Source organism: Kitasatospora sp. CMC57, assembly GCF_045866025.2.
Classification (GTDB): Bacteria; Actinomycetota; Actinomycetes; order Streptomycetales; family Streptomycetaceae; genus Kitasatospora.
Genome location: NZ_AP035881.2, coordinates 6,424,397 through 6,449,574, shown reverse-complemented (window position 1 = coordinate 6,449,574; position 25,178 = coordinate 6,424,397). Strand labels below are relative to the sequence as shown.

The following is a 25,178-nucleotide window of genomic DNA, read 5'->3' as shown; positions in this document are numbered from 1 at the left end:
CAGCGTCGGCGACGACCTGGCAGCTCACCCGGCCGCAGGGCGTTCGTTGCGCCGTCCGGGGTCCGGGTCGACGGCGGGATGCTCGGGGTGGCGGTGCCATGCCGCCGACGGAGCCGGCGAGCCGTGGACGCGGCGGACGGCGGTGCGTCACGGAGTGACGATGGCGAAGCCCGGGTCCGGAGCGGTGAGATGGCTCAGCAGTTCACCGATGACGCCCAGCTCGCCGTCGACGGCGGCCCCGGCCCGGGCGAGCAGTGCGGCGGGGTCCGGTGCGCCGAGCAGAACGGCGCGCAGGTCCGCTTCGCCGAGGGTGATCGTGACGTCGGGTTCGCCGACGGCCGGGCCGTCGCCCCTGACGTGGGTGAGGACTCCGTTGTGCAGGCGCTGGGTGACCGCTTCGCCGTCGCGCAGGTTCCAGCGGATGGTGAGGTCGGCATCCCAGCTGCCCGGGCCGTCGACCCGGATGGCGAGGGAGTCGAACAGCTGGTCGAGGGACAACGCGGCGAGGAAGTCGGGCGAGGTGGCGCTGACCGGGGTGCCGACCGCGCCGTCGCGCAGCTCGAGTGCGCCCGTCAGGTAGAAGTTGCGCCAGGTGCCGTTCTCGCTGCCGTAGCCGAGCTGCTCCAGCGCGGCGGCCTGGAGCGCGCGGGCCTCGGCGTTGCCGGGGTCGGCGAACACGACGTGGTTGACCACCTGGGCGACCCAACGGTAGTCACCCTCGGCGAAGGACTGCCGGGCCCGCCGCAGCACCTGCTCCGCGCCGCCCATGAACTCGACGTAGCGGGTCGCGGCCTCGGTCGGCGGGTGCTCCCACAGATGGGCGGGGTTGCCGTCGAACCAGCCGAGATACCGCTGGTAGACCGCCTTGGTGTTGTGGTTGACGGAGCCGTAGTAACCATGGGTGTGCCAGGCCCGCTCCAGGGCCGGCGGCACCTGCATCTGCTCGGCGGCCTCCAGTGCGGTCAGGCCCTGGTTGAGCATCCGCAGGGTCTGGTCGTGGAGGTAGCCGTACAGGTCGCGCTGCTCGGACAGGTACGTGATGACGCGCTCGCGGCCCCAGACCGGCCAGTGGTGGGAGGCGAACGCCACGTCCGTGTCCGCCCCGAACAGGGTGATCGCCTCGGTGAGGTAGCGCGACCACACGTGCGGGTCGCGGACCTGGGCGCCGCGCAGGGTCAGCAGGTTGTGCAGGTTGTGGGTCGCGTTCTCGGCCATGCACAGCGCCGCGTGGCCGGGGAAGAAGATGTTCAGCTCGGCCGGCGCCTCGGTGCCGGGGGTGAGCTGGAAGACCATCCGGATGCCGTCGACGGTCTCGCTCTGCCCGGTGGTGGTGATGTGGAGCGTCGGCGGCACGAGGCCGACGCTGCCGGTCGAGGTCGTCTGACCTAGGCCCGCACCGACCTGCCCGCGCTCACCCCTGGGCAGGCCCGACCCGTACATGTAGGCCGCCCGGCGGGCCATCGCGGTACCGGCGTAGACGTTCTCACTGACGGCGTGCTCCAGGAAGCCCTCAGGAGCGATCACCGGTACGCCGGCCGCGATGTCCTGCTCCCTCAGTAGGCCGCGTACACCACCGAAGTGGTCGATGTGGCTGTGGGTGTAGAGCACGGCGGTGACCGGGCGCTCACCTCGGTGGGCGCGGTAGAGCGCGAGTGCGGCGGCGGCGGTCTCGGAGGAGATCAGCGGGTCGATGACGAGGACGCCGCGCTCACCCTCGACGATCGTCATGTTCGACAGGTCGAAGCCGCGCACCTGGTAGATCCCTGCGGTGACCTCGAACAGGCCGTGGTCGGCGGCGAGCCGGCTCTGCCGCCAGAGGCTGGGGTTGACGGTGTCGGGGCACTCGGCGGCCAGGAAGCCGTACGCCTCCAGGTCCCACACCACGCGCTGGCCCTCCTTGATCAGCGGCTCGGGCGCCGTCGCCACGAAACCCCTGCGGGCGTCCTCCATGTCCTGGGTGTCCTCGAACGGGAACCGGCCGAGCACCGCCGCGTTGGCTGCGGCGATGCCCGGCTGCGCGGGCAGGGGCTCGGTGCGCTGGGTCATCTCGGACTCCCTCGGACAGCAGCGACGGGTAGGGCTTCCCTGTCACCCTCGCGGCCCACGACAGTGCCCACGAGCAGGCATGAGCCGAGCGGGTGAAGGGATGCGAGTGGCGTCCGCCCGGAGCGGCCGGGCGCTCGAATGCTGGCCGGATGTTCACTGGAGTGCGCGCATGGGTCCTGCCGGAACGCCAGCGGCGGTCGCTGACGGAACTGGCCGATGACCTCGACCTGGCCCGCGGCGACGTACGCGCCAAGCAGTCCGCGTTCTGGATCATGCTGCTGCTCTCGGCGGTCATCGCCGCCGGCGGCGTACTGACCGACTCCACCGCCACCGTGATCGGCGCGATGATCATCGCACCGCTGTCCACGCCCATCATGGGCATCGCCCTCGGCGCCGTGCAGCGCCTACCTGACCTTGGGGTTGCTGTTCGCCGCAGTAGGTGCACTGCTCGCGGCGAGCACGGCCGGCACCGTGCTGGTGCACCTCTGGACCGCCCGTACCACCGACGCCGCAGCCTCCTGGCTCTCCACCACGCCCGACGCTCAGGTCGTCAACGGTTAGGCCCGACCTCGGTCCCTGTACGTCACCGTCCACACCCCCGGCGACCTGCCCCCCGTGGACCGCCTGCTCGCCGACCTCGCGGGGGAGGTGCCCGACGGTATCCCGGTGGTCGTCACCACCACCCAGGGCAGGCGGATCGCGGCCGGACGCGTCGGCGGCTGACCGGACGCCACAAACGGGCAAAACGCCCATACTTGATCACATGGCAGAGAAAGTAGCTGATCCGAAGCGCCCGCCGACCGTCACCGTCCGCGGCAAGGACGTCCGGATGCGGACCATCGGAATCGTCATCCTTGCGGTCCTGGCGATCTGGTTCATCGCCGCCAACACGGCCTCGGTCAGCATCCACCTGTGGATCCCGACCGTCACCCTGCCCCTGTGGGTGGTGCTGGCCGTCACCCTCCTGGTCGGCGCCGCCATCGGCTGGCTCGTCGCCCGTCGGCGAGCGAAGGGGTAGGACCCCGGCAGCCACGGGGAGCACACCGGCGCGGGACGGACCGTCCCGGACGGCGTACCTCCCGCCTTGGTACCGCGCCCGCGTGCCGACCGCACCTCCAACTGCTACCAGCCCGGGAACCGCGACGCTCGAGTGCTGCCTCCTGCGGTGCGGGTCAGCGGGTCTCGATGACGACCTTCTCGATGACCACTTCCTGGAGCGGCCGATCGTTGCCGCCGGTCTCGGCGGCGGCGATGGCGTCGACGACCTTCTGGCCGGCGCTGTCGGTGACCTCGCCGAAGATGGTGTGCTTGCCGGTGAGCCAGGTGGCCGGGCCGACGGTGATGAAGAACTGGGAGCCGTTGGTGCCCGGCCCGGAGTTGGCCATGGCCAGCAGGTAGGGCTTGGTGAACGCCAGGTCCGGGTGGAACTCGTCCGCGAACTTGTACCCGGGCCCGCCGGTGCCGTTGCCCAGGGGGTCACCGCCCTGGATCATGAAGCCTTCGATCACCCGGTGGAAGACCGTGCCGTCGTACAGCGGTTCGCTGCTGGGCTGACCGGTCTTCGGGTCGGTCCACTGCCGCTCGCCGCCGGCGAGGTCGATGAAGTTCTTGACGGTCTTGGGCGCGTGATTGGGCAGCAGCCGGATCACGATGTCGCCGCGGTTGGTCTTCAGCGTCGCGTAGAGCTCTTCAGCCATGGCAGATCCTTCGGGGGTAGGTCCTGTACGTGCGGCCCAGTCTGCGAGCCACCCGGCTGCACCTCGGGCCAACGCCGCGGCAGATCACCCGTACGAGTGGACTCCTCGGCCCGGCGAGGCAGCCGGAGGCCGAAGGCCGTAGTTCACCCGAAGGGCTCGTTGCCGGGCCGGACGTCTGGGCAAGTCTCGGCGACCAGAATCTTCCTTGTACGAAGGGATCAACATGCGGGTTTCACGACGGCTCCGGGCCACGGCGTCGGGCGCCCTGTCTCTGCTGCCGGCGGGCGCGCTGTGCTGCGCGGCGCAGGCCGCCGGCACCACCGGTTCGGCACGCACCACACAGGCATCCGCCTGGGCCGCCGAGGACAGCTCGGACGACAGTTACATCCTGGACGCATCCAGCAGCACGATTACGCCCAAGCCGTGTCGCAAGGGCACCCCCCTGACCATCACCGTGCACGGCAGGCTCAAGGAGGCGGCTCGACCGTCACCTGGACCGCGCCCGCCGACGGCGGCAGCGCCATCCAGGGGTACGTGGTGACCGTCGTGAACGATCCCGGTGACCCGGTCGGCGCCGAAGCGGTCCTGGGGACGGTGCCCGGCACCGCGACGTCCCTGGCCGTCCCGGCCGACCGCGTCGCGCAGCTGGAAGCCGACCACACCGGGGGACAGGTCACCGCGGTGAACGAGCGCGGGCAGGGCCCCGCCCCGGCCCTGTCGCACCGCGCCCCGTGACGGCCCCAACGGCAAGCCTGGCCCGACGCGGTGTCGCGTCGGGCCAGGTGGCGGGGTGGTGCGGTCAGGCCGGGCAGTTGCCCAGGACGACCTTTCCGCCCGACTGCGAGGCGGTGGCCGGATCCACCATCAGGCACAGGTTCGTCCACTTGTTGATGAACCGGTAGGCCGCCTGGTCGCCGAGATTGGTGGGCATGATGTTCCACATCTGGTTGTCGGAGATCCAGCGGGTCTCGCAGGGCCACCAGAACAGCTGGGTCCCGGCCGGCGGAGGAGTGCCGTTGTTGTAGGGGGTGGTCAGGCACTGGCCGTTGTTGGCCTTGATGAAGTAGTAGCCCATGCTGTCGAAGGTGGAAGGCATGGCGGCCTGCCACTGGTGGCTGCTGGGCGGGGTGCTCTGGCAGGTCCGCTGCTGCACGACACCGCCCTGCCCGGAGCTGTCGAACTGCGGCCCGCGGGTCATGCACCGGCCGTACTTGCTGTCCACGTATGTCTTGTCGGACTTGACCACCCAGATCGCCGGGCTGCTGTTCCTGGCCTCGTAGTACCTGTTGCGGGCGATGATGTCGTGCACCAGCGCCCAGCCGGGGTAGTCCATCATGACGATGCCCAGCCGGCGGTGGGCGGTGTCGTTGTTGAGGTAGTTCATCAGTCGCACGTTGATGCCGTCGACCCAGACCAGGTCCTTGCCGCGCAGGACGCTGTAGCCGCCCGCGTACTCGGAGGGGACAAGTTCGAACGGTGCCCGGGAGGCGGAGGTGTAGGTCACGAAGGTCTGGTCGGCGGAGGTGTTGCCGGCCTTGGCGAGGTTGTTGCTGACCAGGCTCCACTTGGCCGGAGCGTCGGCGGCGTTCCAGATGTCCTCGGTGTTGTCCGAGAAGCCCTTGAGGCCGTAGGAGTCTCCGTTGCCGGCGTTGAAGACGGACAGCACGATCTTGCCGCGAGCCTGGCCCAGCGTCGGGGGGTCACTGCGCTTGCCGTTGTTGTAGAACAGCCCCGCGTACTGCTTCGCGTAAGCGTCGAAGAGGGCGGTGTGGCTCGCCGCCGGGTGGTCGTCCGTGCAACTGGCGATTGAGCCGTCGCACTCGGCCCGCAGGCGCATCAGGATGGTCTCGCCCTTGTGGGCCGCGAGGAAGGACTTCGCCTTGGTCAGGACGTCGTCGAAGTTGGCGTTCTGGTAGGAGGCGCCGTGGTGGATCACGAACTTGTCGTTGATGATGCGGACCCGGATGTCGACCGAGCGGATCCCACGGTCCAACTGCGCGGTCAGGGTCGCCGCGCTGTCGCCGAAGTCCTGCTGGGTCTGGACGCTGGAGCCCCCGTGGATGGCCAGCGTCTCGTGGGTGCCGGGGATGGACATCGCCGTCAGCGGCGTGGTCGCCCCCACCTTGCCCATCCAGTCCTGCTGGTCGGCCGAGCCGAGGTTCTGGAACGCGTCGCGGTTGTCCCTCCCCTCGGCCACGGCGGTGTGCGGGGCGGCCAGCGGGGCCACGACCAGGGCGAGGGTCGCGACGGCGGTCACCGTCGCGGTCCGGGCCAGGCAACGCAGACGCCGCAGGGCAGCACCCGGCGGGCGGACGGACGTGGCGGGGGTGTTGAGCATGGTCACCTTTCGCAGTCGGGACGGCCGCACTCGTACGGCCCCCCGATGCTGGCCCGGGCGACGGTTCCGGGGGTAGAGCCGCCGGGGCACGATGGTGGCGCCTCGAGGGCAGGATTCGGCGACCCAGAGATCACGCGCCCCGCCGACCCCGAAGTCTGGCCCCTCGACCTCCTCCTGACCGCGCTCCGCGGCCACCCCTCCGCGCGGCTCGTCTGACCGTCGCCTCCGGCGGACGCCTGCCGAGGCTCAGTCGAGGCTTAGGTCAGGTCGGGTGTAGAAGGACTCGACGCCCCGCCAGGGCGAGAGGCCGCCCAGTGATCGGGCCAGGCGCCGTTGGGACGGGGCGAGGGAGCAGCGGGCCGCATTGACGAACATGAGACAGTCGAGCCAGGTCCCCCACGCTGAATGAGCGGGGCTCCCCCGGGCCACCCCGCGCCGAAAAAACCGAACCACCGGAACGAACGTCAATTCTCGCGCAGGGCCGCCGACATGGAGGCCCGAAGTCCTCTACCGGCCGTCACGGCCCGGTCGAGGGGCGCCGCCCCGGTACGGCCCAAGCCGGTACCGGGGGCAGGCGGAGGCTCTTACGAGCCGGCGACGTAGTACACCGACCCGAAGAGCCGCAGACGCGGGGCGGGGGGCCTTTGCGGAGGCTGGGCCTGTCCCCTGCCTCTCAGGGGCGGGTGATGCCGTCGACGACGGGCACCGGTCAGCGGCGGCCGCCGACCCGGCGGTCGTCGGCCAGTGCGGTCAGCGGGCCGTACTCGCAGGCAAGCTCGTTCCACGTCAGAGCCTCACCGCAGCGAGCCGGGAACTCCTTCGGGTCGAACTCGGGCATGGTCCAGGTGCCAGTGCCCCGGTCGCGCAGCCACAGGTCCCCGTCGCCGTCGACCACGGTCGGCGGGACCGGTACGGGCTCGGCCTGGTCGACGGGCTCCCAGGTGACCCGGCCCGGGTGGGAAACGCGGCGCAGCTCAGTGGTGGCCAGCCGCGCAGCCAAGTCACGGGTGGACTCCTCCGCGTCCTTGACCGACGCGAGCCGGAATGCGTCGTTCAGCACGGGCAGGGCTGGATTCTTGCTGCGCTTTGAGCTCATACGCTGACTACCTCCGTAGGGGGCACCGCATCCGTTATGGCGCCCCGTAGAGGACAACGGTATCCGAGGCAGGATCCGGGCCGGCTGCGACCACTGTCAACGATCACGGCGATGCCCAGGGAAACCGTGGGCCGTCACCCCGCGGGGTGGGGCCTCTTCGCCGGCCTGCCCGTCATGCACCGCTCGCCCACCTGACGCGCCCCGGCTGCCCCACCCGCCCCGGTCAGGGCGGCGTCGGGACCCACGTCAGCCGGGGCGGTGCCGGCGGCGAGCAGGAACACAACGGAGATTCAGTCGAGGCAGAACTCGTTGCCCTCGATGTCCTGCATCGTGATGCACGACTCGTTGACGCCATCGGCGCGCTGCGTCAGCACGTGTTTCCCACCGAGCGCCACCAGCCGTGCGCATTCGGCCTCGAGTGTGGCCAGTCGCTCGTCACCCACGAGCCCGGCGCCGACCCGCACGTCAAGATGCACCCGGTTCTTGACCACCTTGCCTTCGGGAACTCGCTGGAAGAGCAGGCGCGGCCCCACACCCGAGGGATCCGTGCACGCGAAGTAGATCTCGTCCTCGGGCGGCAGCGTCCGGTGGTACTCCTCCCACGTGGCAAAGCCCTCCGGGGCTGTCGGTACGACGTACCCCAGCACCTCACACCAGAAGGCGGCGAGGCGCGCGGGTTCCGCGCAGTCGAAGGTCACTTGGATCTGCTTGATCATTGACATCGGCGCATGATAACAGGAGGTACTGCTCATATCCCCGGGCGGGTGGATCCACACGTTGCCCTCCGACCGTCCGGGCCCGGTAGCCCCCGTACCATCGCGCGCGGTGCGCCTCAGGACCGCGTACGCAACTACGCGTCAGCGGCCGGGCGCTCACCACAACCGACGGCCCCGCAGGCCGTCCGGGTGAGCGTCGTGTGCAGCCGGCGCACCGCGCGTTCGGCGTCGGCGAGTTCCTCCGGGGTCGGCACGACAGTGCCGAACGACCGCCGCGGGTCCGCAGGCAGGGCCCGCCAGTGCAGGACGGGCGTGAAGACCGTGCTGGCCCGGGAGAGGAACCAGGCCAGCTGGCCGTGGGTGCGGGCGGTGCCGATGGCCAGGACGGCGAGCACCTCGCGAAGGCGCTCCAGGCGGTCGATGACCGGCAGCTGCTCCTGCTCGGCAGCCGGACCCACCTGCTCCGCGAGACCGTCTGCGGTCTTCATGGCCAGCGCAGCCTCCGGGGGCGCGAACTGCCACAGACCACCCCGGACCTGCTCTTCGGCCTCGGCCGCGAGGGCCACCACCTGGGCGCCCATGGGGAGGCCCGGCGGCGGGCTGTCGGTCGGCGGAACTGAGGACGGGGTCATGGCGGCCCTCCCGGAGGCACACGGCACCCCGGGACGGGTGCTCCCTTCACCCTCGTCCACCGCGGCACCCGCCCACAGCTGCGGCAGCGAAGCATCCGCCCTGCGCAGCTGCCAGAACGAAACCGGAGTTGCCTGTCCGGCGGTGGCGCCACGTACCGTCGACAGACCAGGACGGAGACGCCGTGCCGACAGGCCGACAGAAGGGTGGGTGTGATGGTCGAGTCGTTGTCGTTCGACAGTACGAGCATGGAGGCCACGGAGGAGTTCCTGTCCGCCGCCTACACCCCGATGCGCATCGGGAAGTCGGTGCCGGACGCAAGGGCGCGGATCAGCCGCCAGGCGGCGGGACCGCTCAGCGCGGACCGGCTGTCCTTCGGGTTCGACATGGCGTACGACGCCGAGAGCCTCGGCCGGGTGTGCCTGATCAGCATGCACGCGGGCACGCTCGTGGACCGGACGGGCGGCGAGGAGACGGTGTTCGGGCCCGGCGAGACCTTCCTGATCGCCCCGCCGGACACGCCGTACCAGGGGGAGGTCCACAGCGCTCAGTACACCATCGCCATGTTCGACAGCAGCCTGCTCGACGCGGTGAGTGGCCGTGGGGTCGGCGCCCAGGAAGGGGCGCCGGTGCGCCTGACCGGGCTCCGTACCGTCGACGAGGCGGCCGACCGGCAGCTCGGCGCGGCGGTCGCGTACGTGCGCGACCACGTCCTCGACAACGCGGCAGCCTGCGAGAGCGACCTGCTCCTCGCCACCGCGGCCCAGCACCTCGCGGCCGTGACCCTGGCCGCCCTGCCGCACACCGCCCGCACGGACCCGGTTCCGGCCGACCGGACCGACGCCACGCCGGTCACACTGCGCAAGGCGATCGCGTTCATCGAGACCAACGCCGAGCGTGAGATCTCGCTCGCGGACATCGCCGCCGCCGCCTTCGTCACGCCGAGGGCGCTGCAGTACGCCTTCCGCCGTCACCTCGACACCACGCCGCTGGCCTACCTGCGCCGGGTGCGCCTGGACGCGGCCCACCGGGCGTTGCTGGCCGCCGACCCCGGCACCACCACGGTGACCGAGATCGCCATGCGCTGGGGCTTCGCCCACGCGGGGCACTTCGCGGGCCTCTACCGCGACGCCTACGCGCGGACACCGGGCGATGCGCTGCGCCTGCAGGCCTGAGCCGGGCACCGGGGGCCGATCCGGCATCCGACGGTCACGATGCGCCCGCCCGCCAGGTGTCCGCTCACGCAACTCCTGGGGCAGCGACGGGACCCGGCACACCGCTGGCCCCGATCAGGCGGAAGATTCCCCGCATATGTGCCGTGGGTCAGGGCAGGCGGACTGCCGACACTGACTACGGAGGTCGACATGGTTCCGCTTCTTCTCGTTCTGCTGCTCGCTCTGATTCTCTTCGGTGCCGGTTTCGCGCTGAAGGCCCTGTGGTGGGTGGCGATCGTGGTCCTGGTGGTCTGGCTGCTGGGATTCGTGGCCCGTGGCACCGGCGCCTCCGGCAGCCGAGGCCGCTGGTACCGCTGGTAGACGGTCTGACGGTGACCGGCGGCAGGGCGGGGTGACGAGGCAGATCGTCACCCCGCCCTGCCGCCGGTCACCGTCAGACCGTCCCGGGGCCACGGCGCGGGTTCGTCGGCAACGACCCGGCGCCGTGGCCGCAGGGTCAGGGCGTCATGTGCAGGCGCAGGGTCAGGCCCTGGCCGGTCGCGCGGATTTCGACGAGGTCGCAGAGCTGATGGACCATCCACATGCCGCGGCCCCCGTCGGTGGAGGCGAGACGGGGGCGGCTGCGGCCCACGAGCGGGTCGCTCAGCTGCCCGCCGTCGCAGACCTCGGCCACCGCCGCTCCGTTCGCACCGGTCCACAGGCGCAGAGTCCCGCTGCCGCCTCCGTGGGCCACGGAGTTGGCGGTGGCCTCACCGATGGCGAGCAGGAGGTCGCCCCGGCGCGCGGACGGCAGGGCGGTGCTCCGGAGCCAGGCATCGGCCTGGCGGCGGACCTGCGCCAACTGCCCGGCGCTGTAGGCCAGTACCGTGGCATCCCCGGGTTCGGGCAGCGGCTGGTCGCAGTCGGCGGAGACCACGGCGGGGTCGACGTAGGCCGTACTGGCGAAATCCTCGCCGTCGTCCCAGATGGTGGGATGGGTGCGGCGGGCGTCCGCGACGACGCTCTCTGGCAGCGCGGTGACGTCGTAGGGGCACAGGATTGTGGCGCCGCGTCGGGCGAAGGCGGTGTTGATGAGCGCTTCGTGACGGGTGGCTTCCAGGATCTCGGCGTGAGTGCGTCCGGCCCAGATCGGCTCGCCGACGATGCGCGCGGGCCGGTCGGGGTGCCGGTCGGCGAAGCCCTGCAGCGCGGCCAGGATCCGCCCGGGATTGCGCCCCAGCACCGTCATGTCGACGAACTCGACGTCGCCGTCGGCATCGTCCAGCGCGGAGCGCAGGACCTCCAACGGGTCGGTGGGGACGGCGATCAGGCAGGGCTCGTCGGCCGCCAAGGCGGCGCGGGCGAAGGCGCCGACCGTTTCCACGTACTCCCGGGTGGTGCGGTAGAACAGCGCGGGGTGCACGAAGGGTCCCGTGGAGACGAGGGGGCGTGCGGTCTCGGTCATGCCGTCATCTCCAGGTCCCTGCACTCATCGGGAAACATCTCCGCCACCTTGCGCAGTGAGGGGGCGCGTGGTGCAGGACCAGGTGGCGGTTCTCGCGGCCCATGGCCACGGTGGCGTGGGCCAGCGCGGCGGCGCCGTCGGCGGTGACGAAGTCGACGCCGCTGAGGTCCACGTTCACCACGGACCGTGGCAGGCGGGAGATGGGGGCGAGTACCGCGGCGAGCTCCGTTCTGCTGTCCAGGTCGGCGCTCCCCGTCAGTCGAATCGCACCGCTCGGCAGCGGCCGCGCCCTGAGTCCGGTGCCGTTCTCGGGCAGGTCGGCGCTCGGGAAGTCGTGGTGGGTGCTGGCGGCGAGGGTCGCTGGGGAGCCGGCGGCAGCCCGGGCGGTGTAGAGGCAGATCCCGGTGACTGGCAGATCCGCGAAGACCTCGGTGTTCAGGCGCAGTTCGTATTCGAGCAGGCGGTCAGCGCCGGGCAGCTGACCGGAGGCCCAGTCCATGTCGCCGATGGCGCGCGGGCCGGTCCACCCCCGGGACAGGGCCTGCCGGCAGCTGTCCCGGGGGTCGGCGATCATCAGGTCCGGGTCGAAGGGCAGGCGGCGCGGATCGGAGTCGGCGGCGGCGCGCATGCTCCACTGTCCGCGCTCCAGAGCTGCGCTCAGGCCGGGCACCTTGGCGCGCACCCGGTCGGTCACCTCTTGGGGGGTGTGGGAGTAGGCGCAGTGAGGTGCTCGCCGCGACGTGGAGGCGGCTCGCCGTCTGTCGTGGGGGCCACGGCTTCTCCTCGACTCGGCTCCGCCCGGCCGCCCTGTCTGCGACCGCGACCGAGCCTACAAGAGCACATGCCACTCCACAGGGCCGGGCATCGGACGTGATCCTGGCACGGCTGGGCGCAGCGGCGCCGGTGGACTGCTGCGGGGATGAGGGCCGGGTCCCTGCCATCGCCAGAAGCGGCTTCCGCGACTCGTCCGGGGTGAACCTGCTGCTGCAGAGCCGGCTGAGGGTTCAGGAAGCCGGCCACGCGTTGCGGCTTGCCACCGTCTCCGGCCCAGGTGAGACGACTCTGGAGCTCACCGGGGCATCACAAGTCTTCTGCCAGTACGCCGGTGTCGCCGACGCGTTCGAGGTGTCCTGATATTTCCGGGCTCGCAGGGCGAAGCCGATGGTGTTCACCGGCGTTCTTGGGGCACGCGCCCAGAGAGCTTCTGCTCCGCTCTCTGTTCAGTCCGACCGATCTGCGAGGAATGGTAGATGGCAAGCGACGAGGGCCCGCCCGGGGCGGAACCGGCGGCCCCGACACCCGGCGGGCAAGTCAGGCGCCTGAGGCTGCTGGGCGTCCCGAGCCCGGTTGCCCGCGGTCGGGAGTTCGCCCGCCGAGCCCTCGACGACTGGCACGCTCAGGATCACGACGACATCCTGCTGCTCGTCAGCGAGCTGCTGAGCAACGCGGTCCTGCACGCGGGCGGAGCCCGCGACCTGGTGCTCTACGCCGTCCCGGAGCGGCTGCGGATCGAGGTCACGGACGCCAGCCCGAACCTTCCGCGCCCCAGGGAACCGCGCGGGGCCGGCGTTCCGGGAGGCCATGGCCTGCACATCGTCGAGAAGCTCGCCGACCGCTGGGGAACCGTGTCCCGCGAGGACGGCAAGTCGGTGTGGCTGGAAATCGTCACTCCGCTTGCAACTCCCTGAGTCGGGCCGGCACGCCGCCTTGAGCGGCCTACTGCCGCGCCACACCGGCTGGGAGACAGAAGGGAGATACCGATCAGCGCGGGGTTTGAGACGTATCACCGATAGTGATAGGGGTAGAGACGTCGAACGGCGACCCCCACGGAAGGAACGTCATGACGATGCCCCGCGTTCTGCTCACCGGCCCGCGGCCGGTACGCGACGCCCGGACGTCGGGGGCCCCTGCCTCTTCCTGCGGGGAACCGGTGGAGCTGCCGCACATCGAGGATCCCGGCGCCGTTGCACCGGCGGACGCCCGTGAGCTGTCCCGCGCCCTGCTGTCACGGTTGAGCAGGCTTGAGGAGGGCAGCGCCGACTACTCGTACGTCCGCGCGACACTGATCGAGCTGAACGTCTCGCTCGTCAGGTACGCGGCGCGTCGTTTCGTCTCCCACTACGCCCTCAGGCCCCTGCTCGCCGCCCTGCCGGAGCGCGACCGCACGATCATCTCGTTGCGATTCGGAGAGGAACTGACCCAGGCGCAGATCGGGGAGCGGCTCGGTGTCTCACAAATGCACGTCTCGCGCCTGCTGACCCGCGCGCTGGCAGTCCTGCGCACCGGCCTGCTGCACGACGACCACTGAGTCCGCAGACCCGCCCTGTTCCCTCAGTTCGCACGAGCCGCGACGTGCGCTCAGGCGGGACCGAGCCGGGGCGCCCGGGTCGCGCCATGAAATCTCTCCTCCGCCAAACGTTTGGCGCTGTGTCAGCGGGCAAGCGGGACCTACAGTCCGTCAGCACCTGGAGGTCGTCATGACGTTGTTGCTCGCTCCGCCGCCGCCACCCGGCCGGGCAGGGCCCGCCCGGGCGAGCTGGGCGTCACAGGGCACGGACAGCGCGACCACGACCGTCGGGACGCCGCGCGCGGGGTGAACCTGCTGCTGCTCTCGCGCGATTGACGGACGACTCCAGCTCGAGGAGATGTAGATGCCAGTTCTGGTCCTGCTGTCAGCACCGTTTCTTCTTGCGGTGATCTTTGTGGTCGCGGGTCTGCGTCGCCCCACCCGCGGATTCATCCCCTCCCGGCGGCACCAAGTGGCCTGCGCCCGTAAGCGTCTTGCCGAACGCCATGCCCTGCGCGTACACCCGTACGGGCACACGGCCGTCGTCGCACCCGCATACCCTCACGGCGCGTCAGCGCGCGGATGAGCACCTGTTCAACCAGCCCCTTCCCAGCTCATTCCCCTCGGCGTCACTGCCGCCGGCCGTGTTCCCGGACGGCAGTTGACCAGACTCCCGTGGGAGGTTCGCGCGCTGACGAGCTGCTGGGGTAGCCTCTCGGCGGCGCGTTTCCCGTACCCCCCGACTACCCGCGAGGCAGCCGCTCCACGGGATCAGGCAGGGGACGGGAGCGGGCCGATGGGGCCAAGTGTTCTGTTCTACGGAGGCGATCTTCAATGGGCGGCACGACGAAGACCGGCACCGTTCCGCCGGGGCGCAAGCCGCAGGGATCCGGGCCGGCCCAGGTCGGTGAACCCGAGCTGCGCCAGCTGCTCGCGGGCCTGACGGCGGTCCGCGACGGTGACTTCGGCACCCGGCTGCCAGGCGATGCCGACGGCCTGCTCGGCGAGATCGCCACCGTCTTCAACGGCATGGTCGACCAGCTCTCGCTGTTCACCTCCGAGGTGACCCGCGTGGCCCGCGAGGTCGGCACCGAGGGCCAGCTGGGCGGCCAGGCCGAAGTCCCCGGGGTCTCGGGCACCTGGAAGGACTTGACGGACTCCGTCAACGCGATGGCCGGCAACCTCACCTCCCAGGTCCGGGACATCGCCCAGGTCGCCACCGCCGTCGCCCAGGGCGACCTCTCCCAAAAGATCGACGTCGCCGCGCGGGGCGAGATCCTCGAGCTGAAGAACACCGTCAACACGATGGTCGACCAGCTCGGCGCCTTCGCCGACGAAGTGACCCGCGTGGCCCGCGAGGTGGGCAGCGAGGGCCGCCTCGGCGGCCAGGCACAGGTCCCGGGCGTGGCCGGCACCTGGCGTGACCTGACCGACTCGGTCAACTTCATGGCCGGCAACCTCACCGACCAGGTCCGCAACATCGCCCAGGTCACCACGGCGGTCGCCAAGGGCGACCTGTCGCAGAAGATCACGGTTGACGCTCGGGGCGAGATCCTCGAGCTCAAGAGCACCGTCAACACGATGGTCGACCAACTCTCGGCCTTCGCCGACGAAGTGACGCGCATGGCGCGCGAGGTCGGCACCGAGGGCATCCTGGGCGGTCAGGCCGACGTCAAGGGCGTCTCCGGCACCTGGCGGGACCTGACCGACTCGGTCAACTTCATGGCCGGCAACCTCACCGCGCAGGTCCGCTCGATCGCCCAGGTCGCCACCGCCGTCGCCAAGGGCGACCTCTCCCAGAAGATCCGCGTCGACGCCCGCGGCGAGATCCTGGAACTCAAGGACACCATCAACACGATGGTCGACCAGCTGTCCTCCTTCGCCGGCGAGGTGACCCGGGTGGCCCGCGAGGTCGGCACCGAGGGGCGGCTCGGCGGCCAGGCGGACGTCCGCGATGTCTCCGGCACCTGGCGCGACCTGACCGAGTCCGTCAACTTCATGGCCGACAACCTCACCGCGCAGGTCCGCTCGATCGCCCAGGTCACCACCGCCGTCGCCAAGGGCGACCTCTCCCAGAAGATCCGCGTCGACGCCCGCGGCGAGATCCTGGAGTTGAAGGAGACCATCAACACGATGGTCGACCAGCTGGGCGCCTTCGCCGACGAAGTCACCCGGGTGGCCCGCGAGGTAGGCACCGAAGGCAACCTCGGCGGCCAGGCCACCGTCCGCGACGTCTCCGGCACCTGGCGCGACCTCACCGACAACGTCAACGTGATGGCCTCCAACCTCACCGGCCAGGTCCGTTCGATCGCCCAGGTGGCCACCGCCGTCGCCAAGGGCGACCTGTCGCAGAAGATCAACGTCGAGGCCAAGGGCGAGGTCGCGGCGCTCGCCGGGGTGATCAACACCATGGTCGACACCCTCTCCGCATTCGCCGACGAGGTGACCCGGGTGGCCCGCGAGGTCGGCACCGAGGGGACGCTCGGCGGCCAGGCCCGGGTGCCCAACGTCGCCGGCACCTGGAAGGACCTCACCGACAACGTCAACTTCATGGCCCACAACCTGACCAGCCAGGTCCGCAACATCGCCCAGGTCACCACCGCCGTCGCGCGCGGCGACCTGACCCGCAAGATCGACGTGGACGCCCGGGGCGAGATCCTCGAACTCAAGACCACCATCAACACCATGGTCGACCAGCTGTCCTCCTTCGCCGCCGAGGTCACCCGCGTGGCCCGCGAGGTGGGCAGCGAGGGACGGCTCGGCGGCCAGGCCGAGGTCGAGGGCGTCTCCGGCACCTGGAAGCGCCTGACCGAGAACGTCAACGAGCTCGCCGGCAACCTCACCCGCCAGGTCCGCGCCATCGCCGAAGTCACCAGCGCCGTGGCCGCCGGGGACCTGACCCGCTCCATCACCGTGGACGCCTCCGGTGAGGTCGCCGACCTCAAGGACAACATCAACTTCATGGTCGAGTCCCTCCGGGAGACCACCCAGGCCAACGAGGAGCAGGACTGGCTCAAGACCAACCTGGCCCGGATCTCCAGCCTGATGCAGGGCCGCCGCGACCTCGCCGTCGTCGCCGAACTGATCATGGACGAGCTCACCCCGCTGGTCTCCGCCCAGTACGGCGCCTTCTACCTCGCCGAGGAGACCCCGGACGGCACCCAGCTCTCCCTGGTCGGCTCCTACGCCTTCCCGCCCGGCGCCACGCCCACCCGCTTCGCCCTCGGCGAGTCCTTCGTCGGCCAGGCGGCCCGCAGCAAGCGCACGATCGCCGTCGACAGCCTGCCGCCCGGCTACGTCAGCGTCTCCTCGGGCCTGGGCCGTGCCGAGCCCCTCTCGCTGGTCGTCCTGCCGATCGTCGTCGAGGAACAGGTCCTCGGGGTCATGGAGCTGGCCACCGTGCACAGCTTCACCCAGGTGCACCGCGACTTTCTCGACCAGCTCATGGAGACCATCGGCGTCAACGTCAACACCATCGTCGCCAACGCCCGCACCGACGAACTGCTCGGCGAGTCCCAGCGCCTGACCGCCGAACTCCAGACCCGCTCCCAGGAACTGCAGTCACGCCAGGAGGAACTCCAGGCGTCCAACGCCGAACTCGAGGACAAGGCCGCACTGCTGGCGGCCCAGAACCGCGACATCGAGACCAAGAACCTGGAGATCGAACAGGCCCGCCAGGAGCTGGAGGACCGCGCCCACCAGCTCTCGCTGGCCTCCAAGTACAAGTCCGAGTTCCTGGCCAACATGAGCCACGAACTGCGCACCCCGCTCAACAGCCTGCTGATCCTGGCCCAGCTGCTCGCGCAGAACCCCAGCCGTAATCTGACGGCCAAGCAGGTCGAGTACGCCGGCATCATCCACTCGGCCGGCTCCGACCTGCTCCAGCTGATCAACGACATCCTCGACCTCTCCAAGGTCGAGGCCGGGAAGATGGACGTCACGCCGGAACGGATCCCGCTGCGCAAGCTGCTGGACTACGTCGAAGCCACCTTCCGACCGATGACCAGTCAGAAGAGCCTCGCCTTCGCCGTCAAGACAGCGCCCACCGTCCCGGCGGAGCTGCTCACCGACGACTACCGGCTGCGCCAGGTGCTGCGCAACCTGCTCTCCAACGCCGTCAAGTTCACCGAGAAGGGCGGCGTCGAGCTGCGGATCGAGATGGTCGAGGAGTCGTCGGCGCCGGAAGTGGCCCGCTGCGGCGGCCCCGTGATCGTCTTTCACGTGGTGGACACCGGCATCGGCATCGCGCCGCAGCACCTGGAGAGCGTCTTCGGCGCGTTCCAGCAGGCCGACGGGACGACCAGCCGCAAGTACGGCGGCACCGGCCTGGGCCTCTCCATCAGCCGGGAGATCGCGTTCCTGCTCGGCGGCGCGATCACGGCCGAGAGCACCCCGGCGCACGGCAGCACCTTCTCGCTCTACCTGCCCGTCGCCCGGCCCGACTACGCCGAGCTGAGCGCGCAGAGTGCCCGCGCTGCTTTGGAGGCCGCCGACCCCTCGCAGGAGGTCGCCGACAGCGAGCCGCGCCCCGCGCCCGCGCCGGCCCCGGACACCGTCCAGGCCAAGCGGCTGCTGGTGGTGGAGGCACGCTCGCGCGGTCTGCTGTCGCTCGTCGCGGAGAGCGCGGTCGCCGAACTCGCCGACCTCGCCAGCCACCCGGGCCACGGCGACCCGCGCGGGCCGGTGGAGATCATCACCGTCATGGGAGCTCAGGAGGCCGCTGCCGCGCTGGCCACTATGCCCTGCCACTGCGTGGTCCTCGACCTCGATCTCCCCGCCGGCGCCGCTCTGGGATTCCTGGAGCAAATGGCCCACGACGCCGCGCTGCACGGCGTTCCGGTCCTCGCACACAACAACCGCCGGCTGATGACGGCGCAGGAACAGGTCCTGCAGGAGCGCGCAGCCTCCCAGCCCCTGGAACTCATCTCCAGCCTCGACGAACTGCGCGAGCGCATCGCCCTGTACCTGAGCGCGGACCAGCCGGGCGACGTGCTCCCGCTGGTGCGGGCGGACGAGCCCGCCGCAGCCGCACAGCTGGAGATCGACGACCTGCTGGCCGGGCGCACGGTGCTGGTCGTCGACGACGACGACCGCAACCTCTACGCCATCACCGGGATCCTGGAACTGCACGGCATGCGGGTCCTCCAGGCCGAGAACGGCCGTGCAGCGATCGAAACGCTCACCGAGCACGGCGAGATCGACGTCATCCTGATGGACGTGATGATGCCCGAGATGGACGGGTACACCGCCACCGCCGCCATCCGTTCGATGCCCCAGCACGCGGATCTTCCGATCATCGCCGTCACCGCCAAGGCGATGGTTGGCGACCGGGAGAAGAGCATCGCCTCCGGGGCCAGCGACTACGTCACCAAGCCGGTGGACGCCTGGGACCTGATCACCCGCATCAAGCAGCAGCTGACCGTCTAGACGGCACTTCGCCCCCACCGAACCCGAATTGCGAGGAGCGAGCGCCGTGCACAACCTCAACCAGCCAGCGATTCCCGTCCCCCGCGCAGATGCCGCCGGCCGGTCCTCCCACGCGGCCCTCGGCACCGCCGTCGACGGCGCCGGGCCGTCGACGGACAACCCGGACCACGGAGCGGTCGGCCGGCTGGCCCACACCGTGGAGCGGCTGCGGCGCGAACTCCAGCAGGCCAACGAGGAGGCCCACGGGCGCGCCCTCATCGACCTGGCCAAGGGCATCCTGGTCGAGCGGCTGCGATGCAGCCCACTGGAGGCGGCAGGACAGCTCGAGAAGCTGGCGGCCCAGGTCGGGTCGTCGATCATCGAACTGGCCGCCGACCTGCTCAACCAGGCATCCCGCGACCGGATCACCGACCTCGCCCGCGAATTCGTCTCCGAGGTGGCCACGCCGCCCGGGCCGTCGCTTGGCCTCCGGCTACGCAGCGCCGAGGCCGGCGCGACGGGCGACGCCCAGGCGGTGGCGCACTCGATCCTCCAGCACGCGGTGCAACCGCTGGGGGCCAGGGCCGTGGCGATCTGGGCGGCCAACGCCGACCAGTCCCTGTCGCTGGTGGCGAGCGCGGGCTTCACGGAGCAAGAACCACTGCGCTGGCGCCACGTGCCACCCGGCGTCCCCACACCCGCCCGCCAGGCCCTCGACCACCGGGCCGCCACCGCCTACGACACCCTGGCCGCCGCAGCACTGCCGTCGATCGGGCAGCACGAGTTCAGCGGAGGCCGCATCGCGGTGCCCGCCGGCACCGGCGGCCGGATCACCGGCGTCCTGGAAATCTGCTGGCCGAATCCCCTTCCGGAGCAACCGAACTCCCTCAAACGACAGTTCGAGGTGCTCGCCGAACTCTGCGCCACCGCGCTCGAGACCGCGCCTGCGACCGAGCCGGCCGGCCCGGCGGGGCGAGGTGGTGACCCCCGGCTCACCGAGCTGCTCGAGCTGACCGACGGCCTGGAGGACCCGTGCCTGGTCCTGCAGCCGATCACCGACGCCGCCGACCACCCCACCGACTTCCTGATCCGCCACGTCAACCCGGACTTCATCGACTTCGCCGGCCGCCCCCGCAACCTCATCGTCGGTGCCCGGCTCCTGGACGCGTACCCGCTGGCCGCCGAGCCCGGCGGCCTCTTCGAAAAGATCGAACACGTCCTCGCGACCGGCGAACCCTTCAGGGCCGACCGGATGACACTCGCGGCCACGGTCGACAGTGTCTCCCTCACCACCGCCGCCCGTGTCAGCATCAGCCGCCAGGGCGCCCACGTCCTGCTGGTGTGGAAACTGGCCGACGGCATCCCCAAGGTCGCCAGCCTGCTCCAGCACGCCCAACGCCTCGGCCGGATCGGCGGCTTCGAGGAGAACCTGCTCACCGGCGAGATCGCCTGGAACGACACCCTCTTCGACCTCCACGGCCTGCCACCCACCGCACCGGCCATCCCCCTCGACCAACTCGCCGCCCACGCCCACCCCGACGACGCCCAATCCATCGGCCGGTTCCTGCGCGCCCTGCTCCACCACCACCGGCCCACCTCCACCGCCTTCCGGCTCCAGCGCGCCGACACGTCCGTCCGCCACATCAGGGTCGTCGCCGAACCCGTCCTCGACGACAACTCCCGTCTCATCGCCGTGCGCGGCGCCTACCAGGATGTCTCGGCCCAGCACTGGACCGAGGTGGCGCTCGCCGCCACCCGCGACCAACTCGCCCACACCGAACAGGAAGCCGCCGAACGCAGCCGCCTCGTCCTGCAACTGCAGCACGCCATCATGCCGCCCAGCCGAGGCCCCGTGGACCTCCTCAACCTGCGCGTCGCCGTCCGCTACCGGCCGGCGGAGAAGGACCACCTGATCGGCGGCGACTGGTACGACGCGGTGACCCTGCCCAGCGGACAGGTCCTGCTGTGCGTCGGCGACATCGCCGGGCACGGCATCGAGGCCGCCACCGGCATGGTCGCTCTTCGCAACGCCCTGCGCGGACTGGCTGCAACCGGTGCCGGACCAGCGCAGCTCCTCGCCTGGCTCAACTCCGTCACCCACCACCTGACCGACAACGTCACCGCCACCGCCGTCTGCGCGCTCTACAACCCCGTCAACCGCCGCCTCCGCTGGGGCCGCGCGGGCCACCTGCCCCCGATCCTCCTACGCGACGGGACGGCGAACACCCTGCCGACGGTCGGCGGCATCCTCCTGGGCGCCATCGACGGAGCCGACTACGAAGAGGGCGAGGTCCAGCTCGAGTCCGGCGACACTCTCCTGCTGTACACCGACGGCCTGATCGAGCGACGGGACTGCTCCGTGGAGGACTCGCTCACCAACCTCCTCGCCCTCACCCAGAGCAACCAGTCCTCCGAGGCACCGAACGACTTGGACCACAGGCTCGACCAGCTGCTGCGATACACCGACGCGGACACCGACGACGACACCTGCCTCATCGGCGTGAGGGTGGGCTGACCTTCACCACCAGATGGGTTGTGGTCCCTAACTCCGAAGTGGCCCCAGCACTTTGGAGAAGCACTTGAGCGAGCTTCCCTTAGCCCAGCAGCTCACGCTTGAAGAGCACGGTGCACCAGCCGTCCGTGCCGTCGCGCTCGATGTCCTGGGCAATGCCCACGACCTCCCAGCCGTTCTGTCCCGCCTCGTTCAGCGTTCTCACGCTGGCCGCCTTCTCCAGCTTTTGCAGTCGAACTGTCCAGTATTGCCAACGCCTCATCATGTCCCGTCCCTGGAAAGCTCGTTCGCACTCCTGGTCATCGCTACCCACCGGCCCCACGAACAACCGTCAGGAGGGTGCCCCTGCGCCACGACACCGAGCGTGCCACCGTGCGACGCGCATCCACCAGCGGCCGACCTGGCGCATCGCGCGCTTACACCAACACACTGCAGCCCTCCCCCAGCGCGGCAAGCTCTGCAGAGAACTTGTCCGCGGCTGCTCTCCACCTGGCCAGGTCTGCCGGGGAGTTGTTGGGGAGCGCCGCCGCCTGCGCTCTGGATGCGGCTGCCAGGCCCTTGATCGCCGCTCGAACCTTCGGGGTCTGCGCTGCACTGACGTCTGCTTCAAGATCAGCAGCTTGACGGTTCAGGGTCACCGCGACGGCTTTCTGCGCCGCCTCACCCTGCACGTTGGCGTTGATCAACCCGGTGTACGACTCCATCGTCGAGATCGCTGCTTCGCAGCCGCGGTCCGGGGTTTTCACCGGCTCCGGGGAAGGCCAGGGGTTGAAACTGATCGGCGGCGGGGGGCTGTGGCTGGTCAGCGAGGGGCTTGGCGAAGCGCTTGGGGAGGCGCTCGAATCTCCCACGCCGAGCTTCTCCCCAACTTGGTCGATGTTGGTGATCCCAAGGAACGCCAACAGCCCGACAATCGACGTCGCTACACCGAGCCAGGCCGAGACCTTTGCACTGTCTTCCACGCCCATCCCCGATCCCCCCAGACGAAGCGTCCCTCAACTTCCCGCCAACTCGCCAGACCCCAAAGGCATTTGGCCGGAGCACACCGACCATGCTAGGCGCGAGGCAGGAGGTAGACCCTGGCTTGCCGCATTGAAGTACGAGACCGTGACATGCGTCGTGTCGGCGAGATCGAGACCTGGATCAACCTGGACTTCACCGTCCGCTACGGATCGACACAGAAGCCGAGTCCGGCGCGCCCGCTGCGGCCCCAACTGGCTCACGTCAGCCGTGGCAGCAGTCCCCATCCTCACAGTCCGCATGTGAAAGGCGTCAGTGGCGGCAGCCGGCATCGGGAACCCGTGAACGTGAGAACCCGCGACGAGTGTCCCCAATCCGGCTACGTGCCTCGGCCGTTCGCCGTACCGTGGTGGGCTGCTGCACCGAGCAGTGAACCGATGACAACTGAGCGACCGGGCGGGGACTGGTGTCCCGTTCGGTCGCGTGCCGGTAAGGCCTGCGGACGGGGTCCGCGACGGGGGAACGACGACGTGCCGGGGGGCGGTTGCCGTACGCGCGTGTGGCGAGGCGGGGGAACTGTCCCTTCTGCCGGCCGGACTGCGCACGGCTGCCGTCAGCGCCACGCCTCGGTGGCCACCGGGAGTTGCTCGGTGCGAGCCGCAGGGATCACCACCGCCGCGTTCGCCTGGAAGGAACATGATGAGTACTCACGTCCCGCCCGCCCCCTACCCGTACCTGCTCGGCTGGTTCACCGCGGGGGCGCCCGACGCCGCCCAACTCGCCGACGAACTGAACGTCATGGCGCAGGGTCCGCACTTCGCGCGGCTGCTGACCGCCCTCAGGCTTCACGGCGAACTCGACCACTTCCGTACGGCCCTGCTAATGACGTTCCCGCAACTCGACCTGGCTGCACCGGAGTTCGTTCCAATTCAGCAGCCACTGACCGCCCTGGCGAGTGCTGGACTGAAAGCCGTCGGCGTGTCCTGCCTGACAGCGATCGCGCTCGGCGGGCCGGAGCCGGCCTTCAACCCCGCGCTCTTCACCTCGACCGCCACGGGCCTGTGCTACGACAACGTGCCCGTCTTCGGCACGGTCGGCGGCGTGCGCCACCGCGTGTTCGTCTCCGGCAAGGGGAAGCTCTACATCGTCAGCGCGGACCACGACCTCAAGGGCTGGCTGCAGCGGGCGAACTCCGACCTGGCCGTGACGGGCATCCACAGCGTGGCGCCCGACGACTACGAGAGCGGGTACAACGCCCTGGAGGCGGTCGGCAACCTCACCTGGGACTGCTCGTACGGAGAGTTCGACACGCCCGAGCACCTGCTCCAGGCGATCTCGAAGAGCGAGGCGTTCGGGAAGGTGGCCTGGGGTGCCTCGTCCTGCCACGCCGGATGGCTGTCCTCGCTGATGCCGACGCTCGCCACCTGGGGCGACATCCGCATCCCGGGCGGGGTGACGGTGACGATCGGTCAGAACGTCCACACCGCCGCGGCGATCGGCAGCGCCTGGATCAAGGACATGGTGGGGATCGACTGCCCGCAGTCGCTGTTCCCCCCGGAGTGGGAAGCCGGGGTCAGAACCACGCTGCTCCCGCGAGCTGCCGCGAGCACCGACCTCGTGGCCGTCACGACGTTCTGCAACTTCCTCAAGCAGAACGGCTTCAAACGCGTGGACAAAGCGCCACTGGCGGAACGGAACAAGCGGATCACGTTCCTCATCGCCAAGCGCCCTGCGGACAAGGCTACTCTGCGAGCGCTGCCCAACATCAACCTCTACTACTCCAAGCTGTTCTGATCCAGCACCGCCTTCGGAGCGGACGCCTGCAGTCGCTTACCTGTTGACGAGTCAGGCAATCCCGCAGACCACCGGAGAGCGGAGTCGCTAGCCGCAGAACCACAGGGGAGGCCGAGCGCGCGGGCGGGTGGAAAACGACTGGCCTCTACCTGACGACGCGTCAAGATCAGCGCCCAGCATGGCGGATGGACCGAGCCACCCCGCCCCGAGCGATCGTCGTACGGCGGAGCGGTCGGCGACCCGGGCCGCTCGGGCACCCGTCCGAGATGGCTGGAACAAGCACTCCGATCCCACGATATGCGAACGCCGGTTCGACCGGCGGACTGTCGTCCAGGCCCGACGGGAGGGCCGGTCGCCCATCGGGCGGGCCGGTCCGGGGCCGGCGTCGTCGTGGCTGATCAGCGGGCGGCGGACACGGGGCCGGGCGGACCGGCAGCCGGGCGACTGCGGCGTGAGGCGCGGGGCGGGAGGGTGCTACTAGGGGGCGGAGCCGGGTCGGACGGCGGGCCGGAGAACCGGCCAATGTGCCGAGGGCACCCTCACAGCGGGGCGGGCCGCGATCTAGACTCGGCGCCACGGTGGGTGTTCGAACGGTGGCGATTCCGTGCCGATTCGTGGACCCACGGGGGACCAGGCATGTCCGCACCACCCGCGTTCGCGCGCCCGCATGTCGTACCTCTGCCCGGCACGTTCATCACCTGATGGGAGTCTGTCATGTCAGAGAACTCGGTCTCCAACGGCCTCAACGACCTCGACCTCCAGGACCTCGACCTCAGCGAGCTGACCGTCACCACGCTGCGCGACACCGTCGCGCTGCCGGAGAACGGTGGCTCCTGGGGCTCGTGTTCCTGCCAGGGGTCCTCGTCCTGCGCCCAGCCCGCCCAGTACGACACCAACCTGGTCTGACGATCCGTCAGACCGGTTGGCCGGAAGGCCCCGGGAGCGCTGCGCGGCCGACTGCCCGCGGGATGTTCCCGGGTTTCGCCGGCACCCGCCGAGGACCGCGCCACTGAGCGGTCCCCGGAGCTGCTGAGCGGCCCTCAGCGGCACTGAGCACACCACGGGCCCCGGCGCGTT

Annotated in this window: 22 protein-coding genes and 1 pseudogene; 12 read left to right on the top strand and 11 right to left on the bottom strand. The window is 70.3% G+C overall.

Annotated elements, in window-relative coordinates:
* Window positions 1-147: 147 nt before the first annotated feature.
* Complete coding sequence (locus ACKUU6_RS28980; protein WP_407991522.1) at window positions 148-2,046, bottom strand: alkyl/aryl-sulfatase; 1,899 nt, start codon at window positions 2,044-2,046, stop codon at window positions 148-150.
* A gap of 414 nt (window positions 2,047-2,460) precedes the next feature.
* On the opposite strand from ACKUU6_RS28980, the gene ACKUU6_RS28975 reads away from it, so the two are divergent.
* Both ACKUU6_RS28975 and ACKUU6_RS28970 read left to right on the top strand, forming a co-directional pair.
* Complete coding sequence (locus tag ACKUU6_RS28975; protein WP_407991521.1) at window positions 2,461-2,607, top strand: hypothetical protein; 147 nt, start codon at window positions 2,461-2,463, stop codon at window positions 2,605-2,607.
* A 202-nt stretch (window positions 2,608-2,809) separates the two neighbouring features.
* Complete coding sequence (locus ACKUU6_RS28970) at window positions 2,810-3,064, top strand: LapA family protein (protein WP_407991520.1); 255 nt, start codon at window positions 2,810-2,812, stop codon at window positions 3,062-3,064.
* 154 nt (window positions 3,065-3,218) lie between these two features.
* Here ACKUU6_RS28970 and ACKUU6_RS28965 read toward each other — a convergent pair whose 3' ends face one another.
* Window positions 3,219-3,743, bottom strand: a complete 525-nt coding sequence (locus tag ACKUU6_RS28965) for a peptidylprolyl isomerase (RefSeq protein WP_407991519.1) — start codon at window positions 3,741-3,743, stop codon at window positions 3,219-3,221.
* A 423-nt stretch (window positions 3,744-4,166) separates the two neighbouring features.
* On the opposite strand from ACKUU6_RS28965, the gene ACKUU6_RS28960 reads away from it, so the two are divergent.
* Window positions 4,167-4,478, top strand: a complete 312-nt coding sequence (locus tag ACKUU6_RS28960) for a fibronectin type III domain-containing protein (protein ID WP_407991518.1) — start codon at window positions 4,167-4,169, stop codon at window positions 4,476-4,478.
* 64 nt (window positions 4,479-4,542) lie between these two features.
* Here the strand turns inward: ACKUU6_RS28960 and ACKUU6_RS28955 are convergent, their stop codons facing one another.
* The 4 genes from ACKUU6_RS28955 to ACKUU6_RS28940 all read right to left on the bottom strand — a co-directional run bounded on the left by ACKUU6_RS28955 (window position 4,543) and on the right by ACKUU6_RS28940 (window position 8,525).
* Entirely contained in the window at window positions 4,543-6,081 is a 1,539-nt protein-coding gene (locus ACKUU6_RS28955; RefSeq protein WP_407991517.1) for a phosphatidylinositol-specific phospholipase C domain-containing protein, read from the bottom strand.
* A gap of 709 nt (window positions 6,082-6,790) precedes the next feature.
* Window positions 6,791-7,141 carry a hypothetical protein gene (locus ACKUU6_RS28950; RefSeq protein WP_407991516.1) on the bottom strand — a complete coding sequence of 117 codons (351 nt, stop codon included), beginning with the start codon at window positions 7,139-7,141 and terminating at the stop codon, window positions 6,791-6,793.
* A gap of 326 nt (window positions 7,142-7,467) precedes the next feature.
* Window positions 7,468-7,899, bottom strand: a complete 432-nt coding sequence (locus ACKUU6_RS28945) for a VOC family protein (RefSeq protein ID WP_407991515.1) — start codon at window positions 7,897-7,899, stop codon at window positions 7,468-7,470.
* A gap of 128 nt (window positions 7,900-8,027) precedes the next feature.
* Entirely contained in the window at window positions 8,028-8,525 is a 498-nt protein-coding gene (locus ACKUU6_RS28940; RefSeq protein WP_407991514.1) for a hypothetical protein, read from the bottom strand.
* 246 nt (window positions 8,526-8,771) lie between these two features.
* On the opposite strand from ACKUU6_RS28940, the gene ACKUU6_RS28935 reads away from it, so the two are divergent.
* Window positions 8,772-9,698, top strand: a complete 927-nt coding sequence (locus tag ACKUU6_RS28935; protein ID WP_407991513.1) for a helix-turn-helix transcriptional regulator — start codon at window positions 8,772-8,774, stop codon at window positions 9,696-9,698.
* 189 nt (window positions 9,699-9,887) lie between these two features.
* Window positions 9,888-10,058, top strand: coding sequence for a hydrophobic protein (locus ACKUU6_RS28930; RefSeq protein WP_110669262.1), 171 nt, complete (start codon window positions 9,888-9,890; stop codon window positions 10,056-10,058).
* 136 nt (window positions 10,059-10,194) lie between these two features.
* On the opposite strand, the gene ACKUU6_RS28925 is transcribed toward ACKUU6_RS28930, so the two are convergent.
* The 3 genes and pseudogenes from ACKUU6_RS28925 to ACKUU6_RS28915 all read right to left on the bottom strand — a co-directional run.
* Window positions 10,195-11,142, bottom strand: a complete 948-nt coding sequence (locus tag ACKUU6_RS28925) for an anti-sigma factor RsbA family regulatory protein (protein WP_407991512.1) — start codon at window positions 11,140-11,142, stop codon at window positions 10,195-10,197.
* Window positions 11,143-11,146: 4 nt separating this feature from the next.
* On the bottom strand, window positions 11,147-11,401 hold the full coding sequence (locus ACKUU6_RS28920) for an STAS domain-containing protein (protein ID WP_407992270.1): 255 nt from the start codon (window positions 11,399-11,401) through the stop codon (window positions 11,147-11,149).
* Window positions 11,402-11,491: 90 nt separating this feature from the next.
* A pseudogene (locus ACKUU6_RS28915) lies at window positions 11,492-11,845 on the bottom strand (MEDS domain-containing protein); the annotation flags it as partial.
* A gap of 167 nt (window positions 11,846-12,012) precedes the next feature.
* On the opposite strand from ACKUU6_RS28915, the gene ACKUU6_RS28910 reads away from it, so the two are divergent.
* The 5 genes from ACKUU6_RS28910 (at window position 12,013) to ACKUU6_RS28890 (ending at window position 21,350) form a co-directional block, all read left to right on the top strand.
* Window positions 12,013-12,276: a hypothetical protein gene (locus tag ACKUU6_RS28910; protein WP_407991511.1), complete on the top strand. Its 264-nt coding sequence runs from the start codon at window positions 12,013-12,015 to the stop codon at window positions 12,274-12,276.
* Window positions 12,277-12,392: 116 nt separating this feature from the next.
* Complete coding sequence (locus ACKUU6_RS28905) at window positions 12,393-12,830, top strand: ATP-binding protein (RefSeq protein WP_407991510.1); 438 nt, start codon at window positions 12,393-12,395, stop codon at window positions 12,828-12,830.
* A 152-nt stretch (window positions 12,831-12,982) separates the two neighbouring features.
* Window positions 12,983-13,450, top strand: coding sequence for a sigma-70 family RNA polymerase sigma factor (locus ACKUU6_RS28900; RefSeq protein ID WP_407991509.1), 468 nt, complete (start codon window positions 12,983-12,985; stop codon window positions 13,448-13,450).
* Window positions 13,451-14,263: 813 nt separating this feature from the next.
* A complete protein-coding gene (locus ACKUU6_RS28895) occupies window positions 14,264-18,856 on the top strand; it encodes a HAMP domain-containing protein (protein WP_407991508.1) in 4,593 nt (1,530 codons plus the stop codon).
* A 46-nt stretch (window positions 18,857-18,902) separates the two neighbouring features.
* Complete coding sequence (locus ACKUU6_RS28890) at window positions 18,903-21,350, top strand: SpoIIE family protein phosphatase (protein ID WP_407991507.1); 2,448 nt, start codon at window positions 18,903-18,905, stop codon at window positions 21,348-21,350.
* Between the two features lie 79 nt (window positions 21,351-21,429).
* Here ACKUU6_RS28890 and ACKUU6_RS28885 read toward each other — a convergent pair whose 3' ends face one another.
* Window positions 21,430-21,552, bottom strand: a complete 123-nt coding sequence (locus ACKUU6_RS28885) for a hypothetical protein (protein ID WP_407991506.1) — start codon at window positions 21,550-21,552, stop codon at window positions 21,430-21,432.
* Window positions 21,553-21,763: 211 nt separating this feature from the next.
* Window positions 21,764-22,315, bottom strand: a complete 552-nt coding sequence (locus tag ACKUU6_RS28880) for a hypothetical protein (RefSeq protein ID WP_407991505.1) — start codon at window positions 22,313-22,315, stop codon at window positions 21,764-21,766.
* Between the two features lie 691 nt (window positions 22,316-23,006).
* Here ACKUU6_RS28880 and ACKUU6_RS28875 point away from each other — a divergent pair.
* Both ACKUU6_RS28875 and ACKUU6_RS28870 read left to right on the top strand, forming a co-directional pair.
* Window positions 23,007-24,101 carry a hypothetical protein gene (locus tag ACKUU6_RS28875; protein WP_407991504.1) on the top strand — a complete coding sequence of 365 codons (1,095 nt, stop codon included), beginning with the start codon at window positions 23,007-23,009 and terminating at the stop codon, window positions 24,099-24,101.
* 714 nt (window positions 24,102-24,815) lie between these two features.
* Window positions 24,816-25,007, top strand: coding sequence for a thiazolylpeptide-type bacteriocin (locus ACKUU6_RS28870; protein ID WP_407991503.1), 192 nt, complete (start codon window positions 24,816-24,818; stop codon window positions 25,005-25,007).
* Window positions 25,008-25,178: the final 171 nt, after the last annotated feature.

What these genes read in the sequence shown, in the direction of transcription:
- ACKUU6_RS28980 (WP_407991522.1), bottom strand. Translation starts at nt 2,046, where the DNA reads ATGACCCAGCGCACCGAGCCCCTGCCCGCGCAGCCGGGCATCGCCGCA.
- ACKUU6_RS28970 (WP_407991520.1), top strand. Translation starts at nt 2,810, where the DNA reads ATGGCAGAGAAAGTAGCTGATCCGAAGCGCCCGCCGACCGTCACCGTC.
- ACKUU6_RS28965 (WP_407991519.1), bottom strand. Translation starts at nt 3,743, where the DNA reads ATGGCTGAAGAGCTCTACGCGACGCTGAAGACCAACCGCGGCGACATC.
- ACKUU6_RS28955 (WP_407991517.1), bottom strand. Translation starts at nt 6,081, where the DNA reads ATGCTCAACACCCCCGCCACGTCCGTCCGCCCGCCGGGTGCTGCCCTG.
- ACKUU6_RS28945 (WP_407991515.1), bottom strand. Translation starts at nt 7,899, where the DNA reads ATGTCAATGATCAAGCAGATCCAAGTGACCTTCGACTGCGCGGAACCC.
- ACKUU6_RS28940 (WP_407991514.1), bottom strand. Translation starts at nt 8,525, where the DNA reads ATGACCCCGTCCTCAGTTCCGCCGACCGACAGCCCGCCGCCGGGCCTC.
- ACKUU6_RS28935 (WP_407991513.1), top strand. Translation starts at nt 8,772, where the DNA reads ATGGAGGCCACGGAGGAGTTCCTGTCCGCCGCCTACACCCCGATGCGC.
- ACKUU6_RS28930 (WP_110669262.1), top strand. Translation starts at nt 9,888, where the DNA reads ATGGTTCCGCTTCTTCTCGTTCTGCTGCTCGCTCTGATTCTCTTCGGT.
- ACKUU6_RS28925 (WP_407991512.1), bottom strand. Translation starts at nt 11,142, where the DNA reads ATGACCGAGACCGCACGCCCCCTCGTCTCCACGGGACCCTTCGTGCAC.
- ACKUU6_RS28905 (WP_407991510.1), top strand. Translation starts at nt 12,393, where the DNA reads ATGGCAAGCGACGAGGGCCCGCCCGGGGCGGAACCGGCGGCCCCGACA.
- ACKUU6_RS28900 (WP_407991509.1), top strand. Translation starts at nt 12,983, where the DNA reads ATGACGATGCCCCGCGTTCTGCTCACCGGCCCGCGGCCGGTACGCGAC.
- ACKUU6_RS28895 (WP_407991508.1), top strand. Translation starts at nt 14,264, where the DNA reads ATGGGCGGCACGACGAAGACCGGCACCGTTCCGCCGGGGCGCAAGCCG.
- ACKUU6_RS28880 (WP_407991505.1), bottom strand. Translation starts at nt 22,315, where the DNA reads ATGGGCGTGGAAGACAGTGCAAAGGTCTCGGCCTGGCTCGGTGTAGCG.
- ACKUU6_RS28875 (WP_407991504.1), top strand. Translation starts at nt 23,007, where the DNA reads ATGAGTACTCACGTCCCGCCCGCCCCCTACCCGTACCTGCTCGGCTGG.
- ACKUU6_RS28870 (WP_407991503.1), top strand. Translation starts at nt 24,816, where the DNA reads ATGTCAGAGAACTCGGTCTCCAACGGCCTCAACGACCTCGACCTCCAG.